At 63.4% G+C, this 16,949-nt stretch carries 14 protein-coding genes; 12 read left to right on the top strand and 2 right to left on the bottom strand.

Features of this window, described 5'->3' with window-relative positions; all coding sequences use genetic code 11:
* Nucleotides 1-190: 190 nt before the first annotated feature.
* From AB4Z43_RS03120 to AB4Z43_RS03095, 6 genes are all read left to right on the top strand, one after another.
* A complete protein-coding gene (locus AB4Z43_RS03120; RefSeq protein WP_010910158.1) occupies nucleotides 191-1,456 on the top strand; it encodes an efflux RND transporter periplasmic adaptor subunit in 1,266 nt (421 codons plus the stop codon).
* A complete protein-coding gene (locus tag AB4Z43_RS03115; protein ID WP_441935855.1) occupies nucleotides 1,453-4,614 on the top strand; it encodes an efflux RND transporter permease subunit in 3,162 nt (1,053 codons plus the stop codon). Before AB4Z43_RS03120 ends, AB4Z43_RS03115 begins: the two co-directional genes overlap by 4 nt.
* A 78-nt stretch (nucleotides 4,615-4,692) precedes the next feature.
* A complete protein-coding gene (gene nthA / locus AB4Z43_RS03110; RefSeq protein WP_064983888.1) occupies nucleotides 4,693-5,316 on the top strand; it encodes a nitrile hydratase subunit alpha in 624 nt (207 codons plus the stop codon).
* Nucleotides 5,313-5,972 (top strand): nitrile hydratase subunit beta, encoded by a 660-nt coding sequence (nthB, locus tag AB4Z43_RS03105; RefSeq protein WP_441935853.1) that lies wholly within the window; start codon nucleotides 5,313-5,315, stop codon nucleotides 5,970-5,972. The genes nthA and nthB overlap by 4 nt, the downstream gene beginning before the upstream one ends.
* Nucleotides 5,959-6,318: a nitrile hydratase accessory protein gene (locus AB4Z43_RS03100; protein ID WP_202359706.1), complete on the top strand. Its 360-nt coding sequence runs from the start codon at nucleotides 5,959-5,961 to the stop codon at nucleotides 6,316-6,318. Before nthB ends, AB4Z43_RS03100 begins: the two co-directional genes overlap by 14 nt.
* A gap of 136 nt (nucleotides 6,319-6,454) precedes the next feature.
* Nucleotides 6,455-7,582: an ATP-dependent DNA helicase gene (locus AB4Z43_RS03095; RefSeq protein WP_010910153.1), complete on the top strand. Its 1,128-nt coding sequence runs from the start codon at nucleotides 6,455-6,457 to the stop codon at nucleotides 7,580-7,582.
* Between the two features lie 2 nt (nucleotides 7,583-7,584).
* Here the strand turns inward: AB4Z43_RS03095 and AB4Z43_RS03090 are convergent, their stop codons facing one another.
* Nucleotides 7,585-8,004 carry an STAS/SEC14 domain-containing protein gene (locus AB4Z43_RS03090; RefSeq protein WP_441935851.1) on the bottom strand — a complete coding sequence of 140 codons (420 nt, stop codon included), beginning with the start codon at nucleotides 8,002-8,004 and terminating at the stop codon, nucleotides 7,585-7,587.
* A gap of 160 nt (nucleotides 8,005-8,164) precedes the next feature.
* On the opposite strand from AB4Z43_RS03090, the gene AB4Z43_RS03085 reads away from it, so the two are divergent.
* From AB4Z43_RS03085 to AB4Z43_RS03070, 4 genes are all read left to right on the top strand, one after another.
* Nucleotides 8,165-8,905 (top strand): pyridoxine 5'-phosphate synthase, encoded by a 741-nt coding sequence (locus tag AB4Z43_RS03085; RefSeq protein ID WP_441935849.1) that lies wholly within the window; start codon nucleotides 8,165-8,167, stop codon nucleotides 8,903-8,905.
* Nucleotides 8,906-9,003: 98 nt separating this feature from the next.
* Entirely contained in the window at nucleotides 9,004-10,917 is a 1,914-nt protein-coding gene (locus AB4Z43_RS03080; RefSeq protein ID WP_019858984.1) for a potassium transporter Kup, read from the top strand.
* 187 nt (nucleotides 10,918-11,104) lie between these two features.
* Nucleotides 11,105-13,024, top strand: a complete 1,920-nt coding sequence (locus AB4Z43_RS03075) for a potassium transporter Kup (RefSeq protein WP_020628916.1) — start codon at nucleotides 11,105-11,107, stop codon at nucleotides 13,022-13,024.
* A gap of 41 nt (nucleotides 13,025-13,065) precedes the next feature.
* Nucleotides 13,066-14,100 (top strand): SDR family oxidoreductase, encoded by a 1,035-nt coding sequence (locus AB4Z43_RS03070; RefSeq protein ID WP_441935846.1) that lies wholly within the window; start codon nucleotides 13,066-13,068, stop codon nucleotides 14,098-14,100.
* Between the two features lie 54 nt (nucleotides 14,101-14,154).
* Here the strand turns inward: AB4Z43_RS03070 and AB4Z43_RS03065 are convergent, their stop codons facing one another.
* Nucleotides 14,155-15,048: an SDR family oxidoreductase gene (locus AB4Z43_RS03065; RefSeq protein ID WP_441935844.1), complete on the bottom strand. Its 894-nt coding sequence runs from the start codon at nucleotides 15,046-15,048 to the stop codon at nucleotides 14,155-14,157.
* A 136-nt stretch (nucleotides 15,049-15,184) separates the two neighbouring features.
* Here AB4Z43_RS03065 and AB4Z43_RS03060 point away from each other — a divergent pair, with 136 nt between their 5' ends.
* Complete coding sequence (locus AB4Z43_RS03060) at nucleotides 15,185-15,595, top strand: winged helix-turn-helix transcriptional regulator (RefSeq protein ID WP_064983902.1); 411 nt, start codon at nucleotides 15,185-15,187, stop codon at nucleotides 15,593-15,595.
* 35 nt (nucleotides 15,596-15,630) lie between these two features.
* A complete protein-coding gene (locus AB4Z43_RS03055) occupies nucleotides 15,631-16,917 on the top strand; it encodes an FAD-dependent oxidoreductase (protein WP_441935841.1) in 1,287 nt (428 codons plus the stop codon).
* The last annotated feature ends 32 nt before the right edge of the window (nucleotides 16,918-16,949 follow it).

Here is a 16,949-nt window from a genome sequence, read left to right as displayed (position 1 = left end):
CGGCCCGCGGCAGTGACGGCACTGCCCACTCATTGTGCAGTGCACATTAAATCTTCGTAATGCCGTGTTTTGGCCCTTTTCCAACAAATGCGTGTCCTATCTATTCGGCGAAATCGCGGCAATGAGCCGTGGATTGCGCTAGAATACGACCACCTGACTGCGGCGTGTCGGACGGAGAGGCCTTTTGTCGATGCGTGGAAAAGTCATTCCTTCATTGCTTGTCGTCGCCTGTGCGGGCGCGGCCTGGCTCTATCTGTCTCCCGACACGCTGGGCAAGGTTGAGCAGCTCATCGGCGCAAAGCAAGTCGCGGCGTCGGACAAGGCGGCAACCGACAAGCAGGCAGCCGGGGGCAAGCAGGGGGCCGGTGGCGGTGGCGCCCGTTCGGCCTCGATCGTTTCGGCGACGGCGACCACGGCTGACTTCCCGATCCGGCGCTACGCCATCGGCTTCGTCTCCTCACCCGCCGTGGTCAGCATCAACGCGCGGGTCTCCAGCCAGATCGTGTCGATCGACGTCAAGGATGGGCAGATGGTGAAGGCCGGCGACACCCTGTTCTCGCTCGACGACCGGGCGCTCAAGGCGCAGCTCGCCAAGGACCAGGCCACGCTCGCCAAGGACCAGGCGCTGCTTGCCAGTTCGAATTCCGATTTTCAGCGCGCCAAGGACCTTGTCGCCAAGCAGGCCGGCACGCAGCAGACCTACGATCAGGCCGTGGCCGCGCAGAAGGCGGCGGCCGCGACTGTCGACGCCGACAAGGCGACGATCGACGCGGACAATGTCCAGCTTGGCTTTGCCACCATCACGGCGCCGATCGCGGGCAGGCTGGGTGCGGTCAACGTTGCCGTCGGCGATCTGGTGACCACCAGCAACGGCAACAGCAGTAGCTCGACGCCGCTGGTGACCATCACGCAGATGGACCCGTTGCAGGTCAACTTCAACCTGCCGGAAAGCAACCTTGCGCTGTTGCACAAGGCGCTTGCCAATCCCCAGCAAGGGGCGGTGACGCTGACCAAGGACGGCAACCCGACGGCGATCGGCAAGGGCACGCTCGATTTCGTCGATTCCAGCGTCGATACCGCTTCGGGCACGATCGCCACGCGCGCGAGCATACCCAATGCCGATCTTTCGCTGTGGCCGGGCCAATATGTGAATGTCGTGCTTGACGCTGGCGTCATGCCGCAGATGACCTCCGTTCCGACCGTCGCGGTGCAGCCCAGCCAGAAGGGCCCGTTCGTCTATGTGGTCAAGCCGGACAGCACGGTCGAGATGAGGCCGGTGCAGGTAGCGCTGACGGATGGCCAAAACAGCGCCATCAGCCAAGGCCTCAAAGCCGGCGAGAAGGTAGTCACGGAAGGCCAGACAAGGCTGAAGAATGGCGCCGCCGTGCACGAAGGCGCCGCGGCCGCCGCGCCCAAGGTGGCCGAGGCAACCAACGCCGGCGAGGCGGCCCGATGATTTCCGAATTCTGTATTCGCAGGCCCGTCGCCACTCTCCTGATGTCGTTCGCCCTCGTGCTGGGCGGACTGTTCGCCTACAAATTCCTGCCGGTGGCAGCACTGCCGAGCGCCGAATTCCCGGTGGTCAATGTCTCGGCTTCGCTGCCCGGCGCCTCGCCGGAAACCATGGCGACATCGGTGGCGACGCCGCTGATCAAGCAGTTTGCGACCATCGCCGGCATCGATTCGATCTCGACCAGCAACTCGCTCGGCCAGACCTCGATCGCCATCCAGTTCGTGCTCAACCGCGATATCGATGCCGCTGCCGCGGACGTGCAGGCGGCGATCGCGCGCACGCAGAAATCGCTGCCGCCACAGATGACATCGCCTCCCAGCTATCGCAAGGTCAATCCGGCCGACGCGCCGATCCTCCTGATGTCGCTGGTCAGCGACACGGTTCCGCTGACAGATCTTGATGCTTTCGCCGAGAACGTCATTTCCCCGTCGCTGTCGACCATCGACGGCGTGGCGCAGGTTTCGATCTTCGGCCAGCAGAAATATGCCGTGCGCATCCAGATCGATCCGACGGCGCTCGCCGCGCGCGGCATCTCGATCGATCAATTGCAGGCGGCGGTTGCCTCGGCCAACAGCAATACGCCGCTCGGCGTGCTGCAGAACAACAAGCAGCAGCTGACCATCACCGCCAACACCCAGCTGACCGACGCTGCCGGCTTCTCCAACCTCATCATCGCCACCAAGAACGGCCATCCGGTGCGGCTGGGCGAGGTGACCCGTGTCGTCGATTCGGTGCAGACCACGACGACGGCGAGCTGGTATGACGGCACGCGCGCGATCATCATGGCCGTGCAGCGCCAGCCCGATGCCAACACTGTCGACGTCGTCGACAAGGTCAAGGCGATGCTGCCGTCCTTCCAGGACCAGATGCCGGCCGCTGCCCAGATCAAGCTGCTCAACGACCGCTCGACCTCGATCCGCCAGGCGGTCGACGACGTCCAGTTCACGCTGCTGTTGACCATCGCGCTGGTGGTGATGGTGATCTTCGTGTTCCTGCGCCGGGTGACGGCGACCATCATCCCGGCCGTGGCGGTGCCGATCTCGCTGATCGCCACGCTCGCTGCGATGTTCCTGTTCGGCTTTTCCATCGACAACATATCGCTGATGGGCCTGACGCTGGCGGTGGGCCTCGTCGTCGACGACGCCATCGTCATGCTGGAAAACATCTTCCGCCATATGGAGGAGGATGGGTTGTCGGCCTTCGACGCGTCGCTGAAGGGGGCGCGCGAAATCGGCTTCACCATCATCTCGATCTCGATCTCGCTGGTGGCCGTGTTCATCCCCGTGCTTCTGATGGGCGGTGTCATCGGGCGCATCTTCAACGAGTTCGCCGTGGTGGTGACGGTCGCCATCCTGGCATCGATGTTCGTGTCGCTGACGCTGACGCCGATGTTGTGCTCGCGGCTCTTGTCGGTCACCAAGGCCGATCGCGAGGCACACGCCCCTGGCCACAAGCACGACCTCATCACACGCGGCTACGACCGGGTCCTGAGCTTCTGTCTGCGCCACACTTTCCTGGTGTTCCTCGTCTTCATCGGCACCGCGGCAGCGTCGGTATGGCTGATCGAGATCTCGCCGAAGGGCTTCTTCCCGCAAGAGGATATCGGCCAGATATCGGTGACCACCATTGCGCGCCAGGACATCTCGTTCGACGCCATGTCGAAGTTGCAGGGGCAGGTGGCCAGCGTCTTTTCGCACTCGCCCTATGTCGACCATGTGGCGTGGTCGGCGGGCAGCGGCAACAACGCGCTCAACCAGGGGCAGCTCTTCGTCCAGCTCAAGGGCAAGGACCAGCGTCCCGATATCGAGAAAGTGCTTTCGGATCTGCGCAAGCAGCTGGCCGGCGTGGCGGGTATCGAAACCTACATGCAGCCGGTGCAGAATTTGAGGCTGGGTTCGCGGTCGTCGGCCAGCGCTTACCAGTTGGTGGTTCAGGGCCTCGATACCGTCCAGACCGATATCTGGGCGCAGAAACTGAATGACGCGATGGCGGCCGACCACGCGACCTTCACCGACGTCACCAGCGACCTGCAGAACAATGCGCTGCAGGCATCGCTGGTGGTGGATCGTGACAAGGCTGCCCAGCTCGGCATCGATACCGACACGCTGCGCTCGGCCCTCTATGGCGGCTTCGGCACCGACCAGGTCTCGACGATCTTCGGTTCGGCCGACAGCTACGAAGTGATCACCGAGCTCGACCCCAAGATCGAATGGTCGCCCGAGCGGATGCTCGCCATCCAGATGCGGACGGCGAGCGGCAGTCTGGTTCCGCTTGGCGCCTTCGCCCGCGTCGATCGCACGGCGGGCGCCCTGACGGTCAACCAGCTCGGCCAGCTTCCGGCCGTGACCATCTCCTACAATCTGCCGCAAGGTGTGGCGCTTGGCGACAGTACGGCTCGCATCAGCGCGCTGAAGGAGCAGATCGGCATGCCAACGGCGATCTCGACTTCCTTCGCCGGCACGGCAAAGACCTTCCAGGATTCGCTAGCCAATCAGGGCCTGCTGGTCGGCGGCGCGATCCTGACCATCTATATCGTGCTCGGCATTCTGTACGAGAGCTTCATCCACCCGCTCACCATCCTCACCGGCCTGCCGTCGGCGGTGCTGGGCGCCGTCGTTGCCTTGCGCTTCGCCGGCATGGATCTGTCGGTCATCGCGGTGATCGGCATTCTGATGCTGATCGGCATCGTCAAGAAGAACGGCATCATGATGGTCGACGTCGCGCTTGAATTGCGACGAGAGGGCATGTCGGCCAAGGACTCCATCCACAAGGCCTGCCTGATGCGTTTCAGGCCCATCATGATGACGACGCTGGCGGCGCTGATGGGCACGTTCCCGATCGCGCTCGGTACCGGCGCCAGCGCCGAACTGCGCCAGCCGCTGGGCGTCGCCGTTGTCGGCGGCCTGCTGGCTTCGCAGGCGCTCACCTTGTTCGTGACACCGGTGATCTACGTCTACATGGAGAATTTCTCGGGCTGGCTCACCGGGCTCATGCCGAAGCGCAAGGCCGAATTGCATGCGGTCGACAATCTCGAACAGCCCTCGCTGTTCGGGATCAACGACGACATCCCGGCCGAGCCGCAGAAGACGGCCGCCGAATAGCCGGCCAGCAGGCGCTGATTTTCGCTGGCCCAAGCCGTCATGCTTGCGGCCGGCGGGTCGGGACCGTAATTTGCGGCCATGTCCCATGATCATGACCACGACAACGAGCTCGATCCGTTTGCCGCCCGCGTGCGGGCGCTGGAGACCATCCTGACCCGCAAGGGGCTGATCGATCCGGCTGCGATCGACGTTATCGTCGATACCTACGAGACCAAGATCGGCCCGCGCAACGGCGCCAGGGTGGTGGCAAAGGCCTGGAGCGATCCTGCCTATGCGGATTGGCTCAAGCGCGACGCGACGGCGGCGATCGAATCGCTGAGCTATACCGGCCGCCAGGGCGAGCACATGCAGGCGGTGTTCAACACAGAGGAGACGCACAACCTCGTCGTCTGCACGCTGTGCTCCTGCTATCCATGGTCGGTGCTCGGCCTGCCTCCGGTCTGGTACAAGGCGCCGCCCTACCGGTCGCGCGCGGTGATCGATCCGCGCGGCGTGCTCGAGGAATTCGGGCTGACGCTGCCGGCCGCCACCAGGATACGCGTCTGGGATTCGACGGCGGAACTGCGCTATCTCGTCGTGCCGATACGGCCGGCCGGCACCGAAGGCTGGAGCGAGGAGCGACTGGCCGAGCTGGTGAGCCGCGACGCCATGATCGGCACGGCGCTCGCCCAGGAACCGCAACAAACGAGGGAGCCGGCATGAACGGGCCGCAGGATCTCGGCGGACAGATGGGGTTCGGGCCGGTCGCGCCCGAAAAGGACGAGCCTTATTTCCACGCCGACTGGGAAAGGCGGGCGCTGGGTGTGACGCTGTGCGCCGGCGCCATGGGCGCCTGGAACATCGACGAGAGCCGGCACGCGCGGGAATCGCTGCATCCGGCCGACTATTATTCCTCCAGCTATTACCAGATCTGGATCAAGGCGCTGGAAACCCTGCTCAAGCGCCATGGTTTCGTCAGCGAACGCGATCTCGATGCGGGCGAAGCGATCGATGCGGCGGCGACCCCGAAACGGGTGCTGAAGGCGGAAAATGTGCCTGCCGTGCTGGCCAAGGGCGGTCCCTGCAACCGGCCGATGGCAGAGCCGGCGCGGTTCAAGGCCGGTGACGCCGTGCGGACGAAGAACTTCAACCCGACCGGCCACACAAGGCTGCCGCGCTACGCGCGCGACAAGCGGGGCAGGGTCGAGGCGGTGCGCGACGGCTTCGTCTTTCCCGACAGCAACGCGCATGGGCAAGGCGAAAACCCGCAATGGGTCTATACCGTGGTTTTCGACGGCACGGAAATCTGGGGCGAGGGGGCGGATCCGACGCTTGTCGTCTCGATCGATGCCTGGGAGAGTTATCTTGAGCCTGCCTGACGCGGCCGATACCGATTCTCCCGCCAGCCTCGATGCGCCGGTTTTTGCGGAGCCCTGGCAGGCCGAGGCGTTCGCCATGACGGTGGCGCTGCACGACAAGGGCCTGTTCTCCTGGAGCGAGTGGGCGGATGCGCTTTCGACAGAGGTGAAGAAGCCGGGTTCTGCAGCCGACGGTCATGACTATTACGAGCATTGGCTGGCGGCGCTGGAAAGCCTGCTTGCGTCAAAGGGGCTGGCCGGCAAATCCGATGTCGATGCGATGGCGCAGGCCTGGGAACGCGCCGCGCACGCCACGCCGCACGGCAAGCCGATCCTGCTGGAAAACGATCCGCATGCCGCGAGGTGATCACCGGCGGAACTGTGGTTGTTCCCTTTACGTTCCTGTTTGCGCCTGATAATCTGGGTGCGGGGAGTTAGCCGCTGTCTGTATCGATGGTGGCGCCTATCTTGTCTTTCCCTCGCGAATCCGGTCACACGATCAGATGGAATTCTCACCCCAACAGGACGAGGCGCTGCAAGCGGTCGCCCGCTGGCTGCAGGCCGGCAAGCCGCAGCTGTTCAGGCTGTTCGGCTATGCCGGCACCGGCAAGACGACGCTGGCGCGCTATTTCGCCGAACATGTCGACGGTCAGGTGCAGTTCGCCGCCTTCACCGGCAAGGCCGCCCAGGTGCTGCGCTCCAAGGGGGCGGTCAATGCCCGCACCATCCATTCGCTGATCTACAGGCCCAAGGGCGAGGAATCGGTGGAAGACGAGGTGACCGGCAAGACCTCGATGTCGCCGACCTTTTCGCTCAACCGGCAGAGCCCGATCTCGCGCGCGAAACTGGTCGTCATCGACGAATGTTCGATGGTCGACGAGCAGCTCGGCCGCGACCTGATGAGTTTCGGCACGCCGATCCTGGTACTGGGCGATCCCGGCCAGCTGCCGCCGATCTCGGGCGGCGGCTTCTTCACCGATCACGAGCCCGACTTCCTGCTCACTGAAATCCACCGGCAGGCGCGCGACAATCCGATCCTGCGGCTGGCGCTCGACGTGCGCGAAGGCCGCGAATTCATGCGCGGCGACTATGGTACGGCGCAGGTGATCGGCAAGGAAGACGTCACCCAGGAACTGGTGCTGAAGGCGGACCAGGTGCTGGTCGGCACCAATCGCACGCGCCGCCGCTACAATCAGCGCCTGCGCGAGCTCAAGGGCTTCAACGCCGACTACCCCCAGGCCGGCGACAAGCTGGTCTGCCTGCGCAACGACCCGGCCAAGGGCCTGCTCAACGGTTCGCTGTGGAAGGTGATGACCTCGTCGCGCGAGACGGTGAAGCCGGGGATCAATCTTCTTGTGTCGCCGGAAGAGGACGATCCGGATCGCGGCGTCGCCAAGATCAAGCTGCTCAAGGCGGCGTTCGAGGATCCCGACGCCGATATCCCCTGGCAGCAGAAGAAGCGTTTTGATGATTTCGACTACGGCTATGCCTTGACCGTGCACAAGGCTCAGGGCTCGCAGTGGAACGAAATCGTGCTGTTCGACGAAAGCTGGGCCTTCAAGGAAACGCGCCAGCGCTGGCTTTACACCGCGATTACGCGGGCCGCCGAGCGATTGACTATTGTCCGATAGAGTTACGACGCCGGCTTCTCTCGCACGCCGACCTGCCGGACCCCAAGCCATTCCCAGGCCTCGGCTTCGTCGTCAGCGTCGAAATGGCGGAATTCGATGGGCGACGACGTGGGCAAGGCGTGTCGCGCGTCCGATGTCCAATCCGGCATGCCGATCGCCGCGCAGCGGCCTATATGTTCCAGTGCATGGACGGCGCCCTGCTTCAGGGTCTCGTCGGAGATGTCGGCCCAGTCGATGCCATCGTGATCGACGATTCGCACGGCCACATCGATCCGCTGATGCAGCGCGTAGGCCGCCTCCAGCAGGCCGAACAGGTTTTCCGCATCGGCCGCCGAGACATGACCGACCACGTCGATGGCGAACAGGTCGTCGCGATCAGTGTCGATGCGACGGATCGTCGGCACGGATTGCAGGAAATTCACGAGTGGGCCTCCTTGCGCAAGACAGCGTTGGTCTTCTGGAACACCGGAAACCTCTATCTGTTCCCATCAAAGGCGCTATAGATGCCGGATCTCAAGCGCGCCGCGGCTGAACGGACAAGGTGTGGCGCGTGCTAACCGCCTGATTTCACGGACACCAGACATGCCCGCAAAGCTTTCCGTCAACCTCAACGCCATCGCCATGCTGCGCAACCGACGCGACCTGCCATGGCCCAGCGTCACCGGCATCGGCCGGCTTGCGCTTGCCGCCGGGGCGCATGGGCTGACCGTGCATCCGCGTCCCGACGAACGTCACACGCGGCATTCCGACCTGCCCGAGATCCGGGCGCTGATCGATGATGAGTTCCCGCAGGCGGAATTCAACATCGAAGGCTACCCGAGCGAGGATTTCCTGGCGCTTGTGGAAAAGCATCAGCCCGAGCAGGTGACGCTGGTTCCCGATGATCCGGCGCAGGCAACCTCCGACCATGGCTGGAACTTCGTCGCCGATGCGGCGTTGCTGGCGCCGATCGTCAGGCGCCTGAAGAAGGGCGGCTTCAGGGTGTCGCTGTTTTCCGACGCCGATCCCGCCGGCATGACAGCCGCGGGAGACACTGGCGCCGACCGGATCGAGCTCTATACCGGCCCTTATGGCAGCTATCATTCCGACTCCGCAAAGGCCGCCAAAGAGCTGGAAAGATTGGGAAAAACCGCCGACGCAGCATTTGCTGCCGGCCTCCAGGTCAATGCCGGGCACGATCTGACAGTGGCCAATCTGCCGGCTCTGGCCAAGCGCATTCCGGCATTGGCCGAAGTGTCAATCGGACATGGGTTGACAGCCGACGCGTTGGAGTATGGCATGGCCGGCACGGTGGGTCGGTTTCTCAGAGCCTGCGGTTGGTAGGGGTAGAGTTTCGCCTTGCAGGTATGGCAGCCATAGCGTGCAACTGACATCGCATCGCAGCATGCGTGAAGCACCGAGCGCTCGTCGGGGAGTGGTCTATGGACCTTGCCAGTCGCGATAGCGAGGCCGAAACCGTCGAGCAATCGAGCCATTCCGGGGCCGAACAGCACAGCACCAAGGTTCTTATGCTGGGTGCGCTCGGCGTTGTCTATGGCGATATCGGCACCAGTCCGATCTACGCTTTCCGTGAGGCGCTTCACGCTTCGCCCGGTATCGATACGCGCGCTCAGGTGCTTGGTGTACTGTCGCTGATCGTCTGGGCGCTAACGATCATCGTGACGATAAAATATGTCGCCTTCGTACTTCGCGCCGACAATAAGGGCGAAGGCGGTACGTTATCGCTGATGTCGCTGGCGCGAACCGCCTATCCCAAAGGTGCGCGACTTATTCTGGCGATCGGCCTTTGCGGCGCGGCGTTGTTTTTCGGCGATTCGATCATAACGCCGGCCATCTCCGTGCTGTCGGCGGTCGAAGGCCTCAGAGTGGTGACGCCGACACTGGACGCCTACGTCGTGCCAATCACGCTGATCATCCTGGCCATCCTGTTCTCGGTGCAGCGCTTCGGCACGGGAAAGGTGGCGGCGGTGTTCGGGCCGGTGACCGCACTGTGGTTCCTGGCTATCGGCGTAGCAGGGCTCTATCACCTGATGGACGATCCATCGATCCTGCTGGCCATCAATCCCTATTACGCGGTCGCCTATCTCGCCAGCACGCCCACGGCCGCCTTTGTCACAGTCGGCGCGGTGTTCCTGGCGGTGACCGGGGCCGAGGCACTTTATGTCGATCTCGGCCATTTTGGACGCAAGCCTATCGTGTTGGCGTGGTTTTCCGTGGTTTTCCCATGCCTGCTGCTCAACTATTTCGGGCAAGGTGCTTTTGTGCTGGCCAATGGCGGGAGGCCAACCAATCCATTCTTCCAGATGCTGCCCGACTGGGCACTGATGCCGATGGTGGGGCTGGCGACGGCCGCAACCGTCATCGCTAGCCAGGCAGTCATATCAGGTGCTTTTTCGCTGACCCGCCAGGCGGTACAGCTCAACCTCCTGCCACGCATAGAGGTGCAGCATACGTCCGAAATGCAACTCGGCCAGATCTACATGCCCCGCGTCAATCTGCTCATCTCCCTGGGAGTGATGCTGCTGGTCGTCGGTTTCGGCAGTTCGAGTTCGCTGGCTTCCGCCTACGGCATCTCGGTAACCGGCGAAATGCTGATGACGACGATCCTTTTGTTCGTCGTCATGCGCAAGCTGTGGAAATGGAGGCTGGCGGTCGCGCTGCCGCTGACATTGCTGTTCGGCATCATTGACAGCGGCTTTTTCCTGGCAAACATCGTAAAGATATTCGAAGGCGGCTGGGTATCGATCACGGTTGCCTGCCTGATGGGGCTGATCATGTGGACCTGGATACGCGGCACGCGCTATCTGTTCGACAAGACCCGCCGCAACGAGATCCCGCTCGATTTTCTTGCCGCCAATCTGCTGAAGAAGAAGCCGCACCTGGTGCCAGGCACGGCTGTGTTCCTGACCAGCGATCCCCTGAGTGCACCGACAGCGCTGATGCACAGCCTGAAACACTACAAGGTGCTGCATGAGCAGAACGTCATCCTTTCGGTGGTGACGGCGCCACAGCCGGTGGTATCAGACAGCGACCGGGTCAAGATGGAGACGGTCAACGAGCTGTTCATGCGGGTAACGCTGACCTTCGGCTATATGGAACAGCCCAACATTCCGCGCGCGCTGGCGATCTGCCGCAAGCGGGGCTGGAAGTTCGACATCATGACGACATCGTTCTTCCTGTCGCGGCGTTCGCTCAAGGCCTCGCCCAATTCCGGCATGCCGGTGTGGCAGGACAGGCTGTTCATCGGCCTGGCACGCACGGCGGCCGATGCAACCGAATATTTTCAGATCCCGACCGGACGTGTCGTGGAAATCGGCACGCAAGTCGCTATTTAAAGGCTGATACGGCAGCTTTTATGGGCGCCAGCCATGCCCCGTGGCTGCGAATTCAGCCCGCGACCATTGGATTATAGGCCATTTCCCAAGGAGCCTAGCGTTGCCAACATGGGAGCCATCACGCTACGGCACTTGATATTGCATTGCAGCAAGCGTAGAGCACCGCGCGCTTATCGGAGTGTCGTCCATGGCCCTTGCCAACACTGGTAGTGAGGCAGAACCCGTCGAACAGTCGAGCCATCCGGAAATCGAACAGCATAGCACCAAGGTGCTGATGCTGGGCGCGCTGGGCGTGGTCTACGGGGATATCGGCACCAGCCCGATCTATGCCTTTCGCGAGGCGCTGGTGGCGTCGTCCCACGGCAGCGTTGCGCAACGCGGCGATATTCTTGGTGTCCTGTCGCTGATCATCTGGTCGCTGACGATCATCGTCACCATCAAATACATCATGTTCGTGCTGCGGGCCGACAACCGCGGCGAAGGCGGCGTACTGTCGCTGATGGCGCTGGCGCGCGGCAGTTTCCCCAAGCGCTCGGCGGTGATCCTCGGCATCGGCATTGTCGGCGCCTCGCTGTTTTTCGGCGATGCGGTCATCACGCCGGCGATTTCCGTGCTGTCGGCGGTCGAAGGCATGAATGTCGTCACCCCCACCTTCCAGCCCTATGTCGTGCCGCTGACACTTGTGATTCTCGCCGTGGTGTTCGCGGTGCAACGTTTCGGCACGGGCGGGGTGGGATTGGTCTTCGGACCGGTGACCGCCGTATGGTTTCTGGCGATCGGTCTTTCGGGCCTCAAGCACATCATCGCCGATCCGGAAATCCTGTGGGCGATCAGCCCGCACTACATCGTCGCCTTCCTGATCCATTCGCCCGACGTTGCCTTCGTCACCATCGGCGCCATCTTCCTGGCTGTCACCGGCGCCGAGGCGCTTTATGCCGATCTCGGCCATTTCGGACGCAAGCCCATCGTGCTTGCCTGGCTGTCGATCGTGTTTCCCTGCCTTCTGCTGAACTATGCCGGGCAGGGCGCCTTCGTGCTGGCCAAGAATGGCGTCGTCGGTCATCCGTTCTTCGAGATGAACGAGGGCTGGGCACTGATTCCGATGGTGATGCTGGCGACTGCAGCGACGGTCATCGCCAGTCAGGCTGTGATTTCGGGGGCCTTCTCGCTGACCAGGCAGGCAGTGCAGCTCAACATGCTGCCGCGCCTCGAAATCCTGCACACCTCGGAAAAACAGTCCGGCCAGATCTACATGCCGCGTGTCAACCTTCTGCTGGCATTGGTGGTGATGATGCTGGTGGTCGGTTTCGGCGAATCCAGCAAGCTCGCCTCCGCCTATGGCATCTCGGTGACCGGCAACATGCTGGTGACGACGGTGCTGCTCTATGTCGTGATGACCCGCATCTGGAAATGGCGGCTCTGGGTTGCGATCAGCTTGACGGTGCTGTTTGCCTTCATCGATATCGGTTTCTTCGCTTCCAACATCGTCAAGGTGTTCGAAGGCGGCTGGGCGTCACTGCTGGTGGCCTTCACAATCGTGCTGGGTATGTGGACCTGGGTGCGCGGCAGCCGCTATCTGTTCGACAAGACCCGCCGCAACGAGATCCCGCTCGATTTCCTCGCCGGCAATCTGTTGAAGAAGAAGCCGCAACTGGTATCCGGCACCGCGGTGTTCCTGACCAGCGATCCCTTGAGTGCACCGACAGCGCTGATGCACAGCCTGAAGCACTACAAGGTGCTGCATGAGCAGAACGTCATCCTTTCGGTGGTGACGGCGCCACAGCCGGTGGTGCCCGACAGCGACCGGGTCAAGATGGAGACGGTCAACGAGCTGTTCATGCGGGTGACGCTGACTTTCGGCTACATGGAACAGCCCAACATTCCGCGCGCGCTGGCGATCTGCCGCAAGCAGGGCTGGAAGTTCGACATCATGACGACGTCGTTCTTCCTGTCGCGGCGCTCGCTCAAGGCTTCGCCCAATTCCGGCATGCCGGTGTGGCAGGACCGACTGTTCATCGGCCTGGCACGCACGGCGGCCGACGCGACCGAATATTTCCAGATCCCGACCGGGCGTGTGGTGGAGATCGGCACGCAGGTGGCGATCTGAAAAGCTCGATCGCCTTACCTTGAAGCGGTGCGGAGGCGGGCATGAGCGGCGAATTGGTGCTTGTCACCGGCGGATCTGGCTTCCTCGGCGCCCACTGTGTCCTTGCCCTGCTGAACGCGGGCTACCGCGTGCGCACCACGGTGCGCTCCGCCAAGCGTGAAGCCGATGTTCTGGCCATGCTCAAGGCCGGTGGCATCGCGCCGGGCGACCGGCTGTCCTTTGCCATGGCCGACCTCATGAGCGACGCCGGCTGGCCGCAAGCGGTCGCCGGCTGTGACTATGTGCTGCACGTCGCCTCGCCATTTCCGCCCGGCGTGCCGAAGCATGAGGACGATCTGATCATCCCGGCTCGTGAAGGTGCGCTGCGGGTGCTGCGGGCGGCGCGCGACGCTGGCGTCAAACGCGTCGTGCTGACCTCGTCCTTCGCGGCCATCGGCTACGGCAAGATGCCGCCCGACGGCAGGCCGTTCACCGAGGAAAGCTGGACCGATCCGACAGCCAAGGTCAGCGCCTATGTGAAGTCGAAGACGCTTGCCGAGCGCGCGGCCTGGGATTTCGTCGCCACCGAGGGCGGCAGGCTGGAATTGGCGGTCGTCAATCCGGTGGGTATTTTCGGGCCTGTGCTCGGCTCCGACCATTCGACCTCCACCGAATTCGTCCAGCGCATGATGAACGGCGCCATGCCGGGGCTGCCGCGTCTGTCCTTCGGCGTGGTCGACGCACGCGACGTGGCGGACCTGCATGTGCGCGCCATGACCAATCCGGCTGCCAAAGGCGAGCGCTTCCTGGCGGTATCGGGTGATTTCATGACCGTGCGGGAAATCGCGCAGACCTTGAAGACGCGGCTCGGCGACGCGGCGGCGCGCGTCACGACGCGTGAGCTTCCCGATTGGCTGGTGCGGATCGTGGGGCTGTTCAATCCCGAAGCCGCGCAGCTGGTGACGGAGCTTGGCAAGGTCAAGAATGCCACCAACGCCAAGGCGGTGCGTGTGCTCGGCTGGGCGCCGCGCTCGCGCGAAGACGCGCTGGCCGCCGCCGGCGAGAGCCTGGTCCGGCTCGGACTGCTCAAGACGTAGCGCGGCGGCAGGGAGACCTCCCGCCGCTCCAGCTTTCCTGGGATTGCTCTGGTTTCAACCAGCCAGTGCGGCCTTATTGGCTTCGAGGAACTGCTTCAGCGTCCGCGGCTTCCTGCCGGAAAGCGTTTCGACCGCGTCCGTCACCATGGCGATGCGGCCGGACCGCGTGTTGGCATCGAAGGAAACGATGACGCGAGCAAACTCCTCGGGAACGCCGGCCGCCTTCACGCCTTCGGTCAGGGCCTCGTCGGGCAGCTGGATGACGTCCAACGGCTTGCCGGTGACTTCGCTCACCAGGGCGGCGATTTCGGCTGTCGTATAGGCCCGCGGGCCTGTTAGCGTATAGGTCTTGCTGTCGGTCGAACCGGAGGCGAGACCCGCGGCGATGGCCGCGGCCATGTCGTCGCGTGAGCCATGGGCGATGCGGCCGTCGCCCGCCGACGTGTACCACTGTCCCGAGGCAATGGCGTGCGGCAGGGCCATGAACAGGTTCTCCTGGTACCAGCCGTTGCGGAAGATCGTATAGGCGATGCCGCTGGCCTTGATCGCCTGCTCAGTGCCGTAGTGGTCGCCGGCAAATAGCACTGGCGAAACCGGCTCCGGATTGGGCATCGAGGTGTAGAGCAGATGTGAAACGCCTGCTTTCTTCGCAGCGGCTACCGCCGCCTCATGCTGTTTCAGACGCCTGCCGGTTTTGAGATCGAGATCGCTGGTCGAAATGATCAGCACCCTGTCGGCGCCCTTGAATGCGTTTTCCAGCGAGGTCGCGTCGTTGAAGTCGGCGGCCCTGACAACGACGCCACGCGCTGCCAGATCGGCGACGCTTTCCGGGTTGCGGGTGGTGGCGATGATCTTTGCCGGCGGAACTTTGTGCGTGTCCAGGAGATAGCGGATGACGCTGCGGCCAAGCTGGCCGGCAGCACCGGTGACGAGAAGTGTTTCGGTCATTGGGAGGTCCTGTCGTTGCGCCAAGCGGCGAGTGCGTACATCGGTCTCAAAATGAGACCAGCACTAAAATAGGAATTGACCCGATGCCGTAAAGAAGGCAGTTTTTCGGGAGGTAGGCACACGCAGGGAACCAGCCATGGACAGCCGGATCGTCAATCTGAGATCCAAACTCGACGTCTACAAAGGCATGACCGGCGGTGGAAATCTTGCCGATTGTCCGGTCCGCGAGGTCATCCAGGGGCTCAACGGCAAATGGAGCTCGCTGCTGATGGCGGCGCTCGCCGAGCAGCCCTATCGCTTTGGCGAATTGCGGCGGCTGGTGCCCGACATCTCGCAGCGCATGCTGACCCAGACGCTCCACGATCTGCAGCGTGACGGCTATGTGCATCGTAAAGTGTTCCCGACCAAGCCGCCCAGCGTCGAATACAGCCTCACCGACCTCGGACGCTCGATGTTCGGCGCCCTGCATCATTTGATCCAGTGGGCCGAACTCAACCACGATGCGGTGCGTCAGGCGCGTGCCGGTTTCGACGCGACGCAGGCTTGAGCAGCGCGACTTGATTTCATCAGGCGGCTGAAGGATTGTCCCGGCCAGTTCGGCTTGGGGGCATCGGTATTTCCTACGACATCGCAATTGCAGGCGCCGGTCCGGCGGGGCTGGCCGCGGCGCTCTATCTCAAGCGGGCAGGGCACAGGGTCACCATCTTCGAGCGCTTCGAGGAGCCGAAGCCGGTCGGTTCCGGGCTGATCCTGCAGCCGACCGGCCTGACCGTTCTGGCCGATCTCGGCTTGCTCGACGACATACTGGCGCTCGGCGCCCGCATCGACCGGCTGCATGGCGCCGATGCCTCGACCGGGCGCACCGTGCTCGACGTCCGCTACGACGCCCAGCGCGGCGGCCGGTTCGGCCTGGCGGTGCACCGGGCGGCGCTGTTCGGCGTGCTTTTTCGCGCCGCCCGGCGCGAGGCCATCGCCATCGAGACCGGCGTCGAGATCGAGACGGTGGAAGCCGGCGAACGGGCGACGCTGATCCGGGGCAATGGGGCAAAGGCAGGGCCGTTCGATCTGGTGGTCGACGCCAGCGGTTCGCGCTCGAAACTGCGGCAGAGCGTGGCCAATGCAGGCGCGCCACGGTCACTCACCTATGGCGCGTTCTGGGCGTCGCTTGGCTGGCGCGGCGAAGGCTTTGACGAACACGCGCTGTCGCAGCGCTATGACAAGGCCAGCGTGATGATCGGGGTGCTGCCGATCGGCCGGCCGGAGCCGGGCGCAGAGAAGATGGCGGCCTTCTTCTGGAGCCTGAAGCCCGATGATGCCGACGCAGTGCGCGCTGCCGGCATCGACGCCTGGAAGGAGAGGGTCATGCGGCTGTGGCCACAAAGCGAAGCGTTCACCAGCCAGATCGACAGTTTCGACCAGCTGTCGCTGGCCCGCTACGGCCACCACACGATGAAGATGCCGGTTGCGCGGAGACTTGCCGTCATCGGCGATGCAGCGCACTCGACCAGCCCGCAGCTTGGGCAAGGGGCCAATATGGCGCTGCTCGACGCAGCGGCGCTCAGCCATGCGCTGGCGCGCACGCAGAGTGTCGAGGCGGCACTCGAAGCCTATGCCAAGGCGCGGCGCTGGCACGTGCGTGTCTTCCAGGCGCTGTCGCTGGCATTCACACCATTCTACCAATCGGATTCGGTGGCACTGCCCTTCATCCGCGACAGGCTGGTGGCGACCGTCGCGAAAATTCCGCCGGCGCCGCAGTTTCTGGCCTCGATGGTCGCCGGCACGGTGATCGACCCGTTCAGGCGGGCAGGATTGACGGAAACGCGATGGGATGTCGGACGAAATCTAGGTCATGATAGGACCGCTTCATAGAGTTTTTCGCCCCGGCAGGTTCGCATGCACAC

Source organism: Mesorhizobium sp. 2RAF45, assembly GCF_052115225.1.
In the GTDB taxonomy this organism is placed as follows: Bacteria; Pseudomonadota; Alphaproteobacteria; order Rhizobiales; family Rhizobiaceae; genus Mesorhizobium; species Mesorhizobium jarvisii.
Note: the sequence above shows the minus strand (reverse complement) of the source record. Positions and strands in the feature narration are given on the sequence as shown.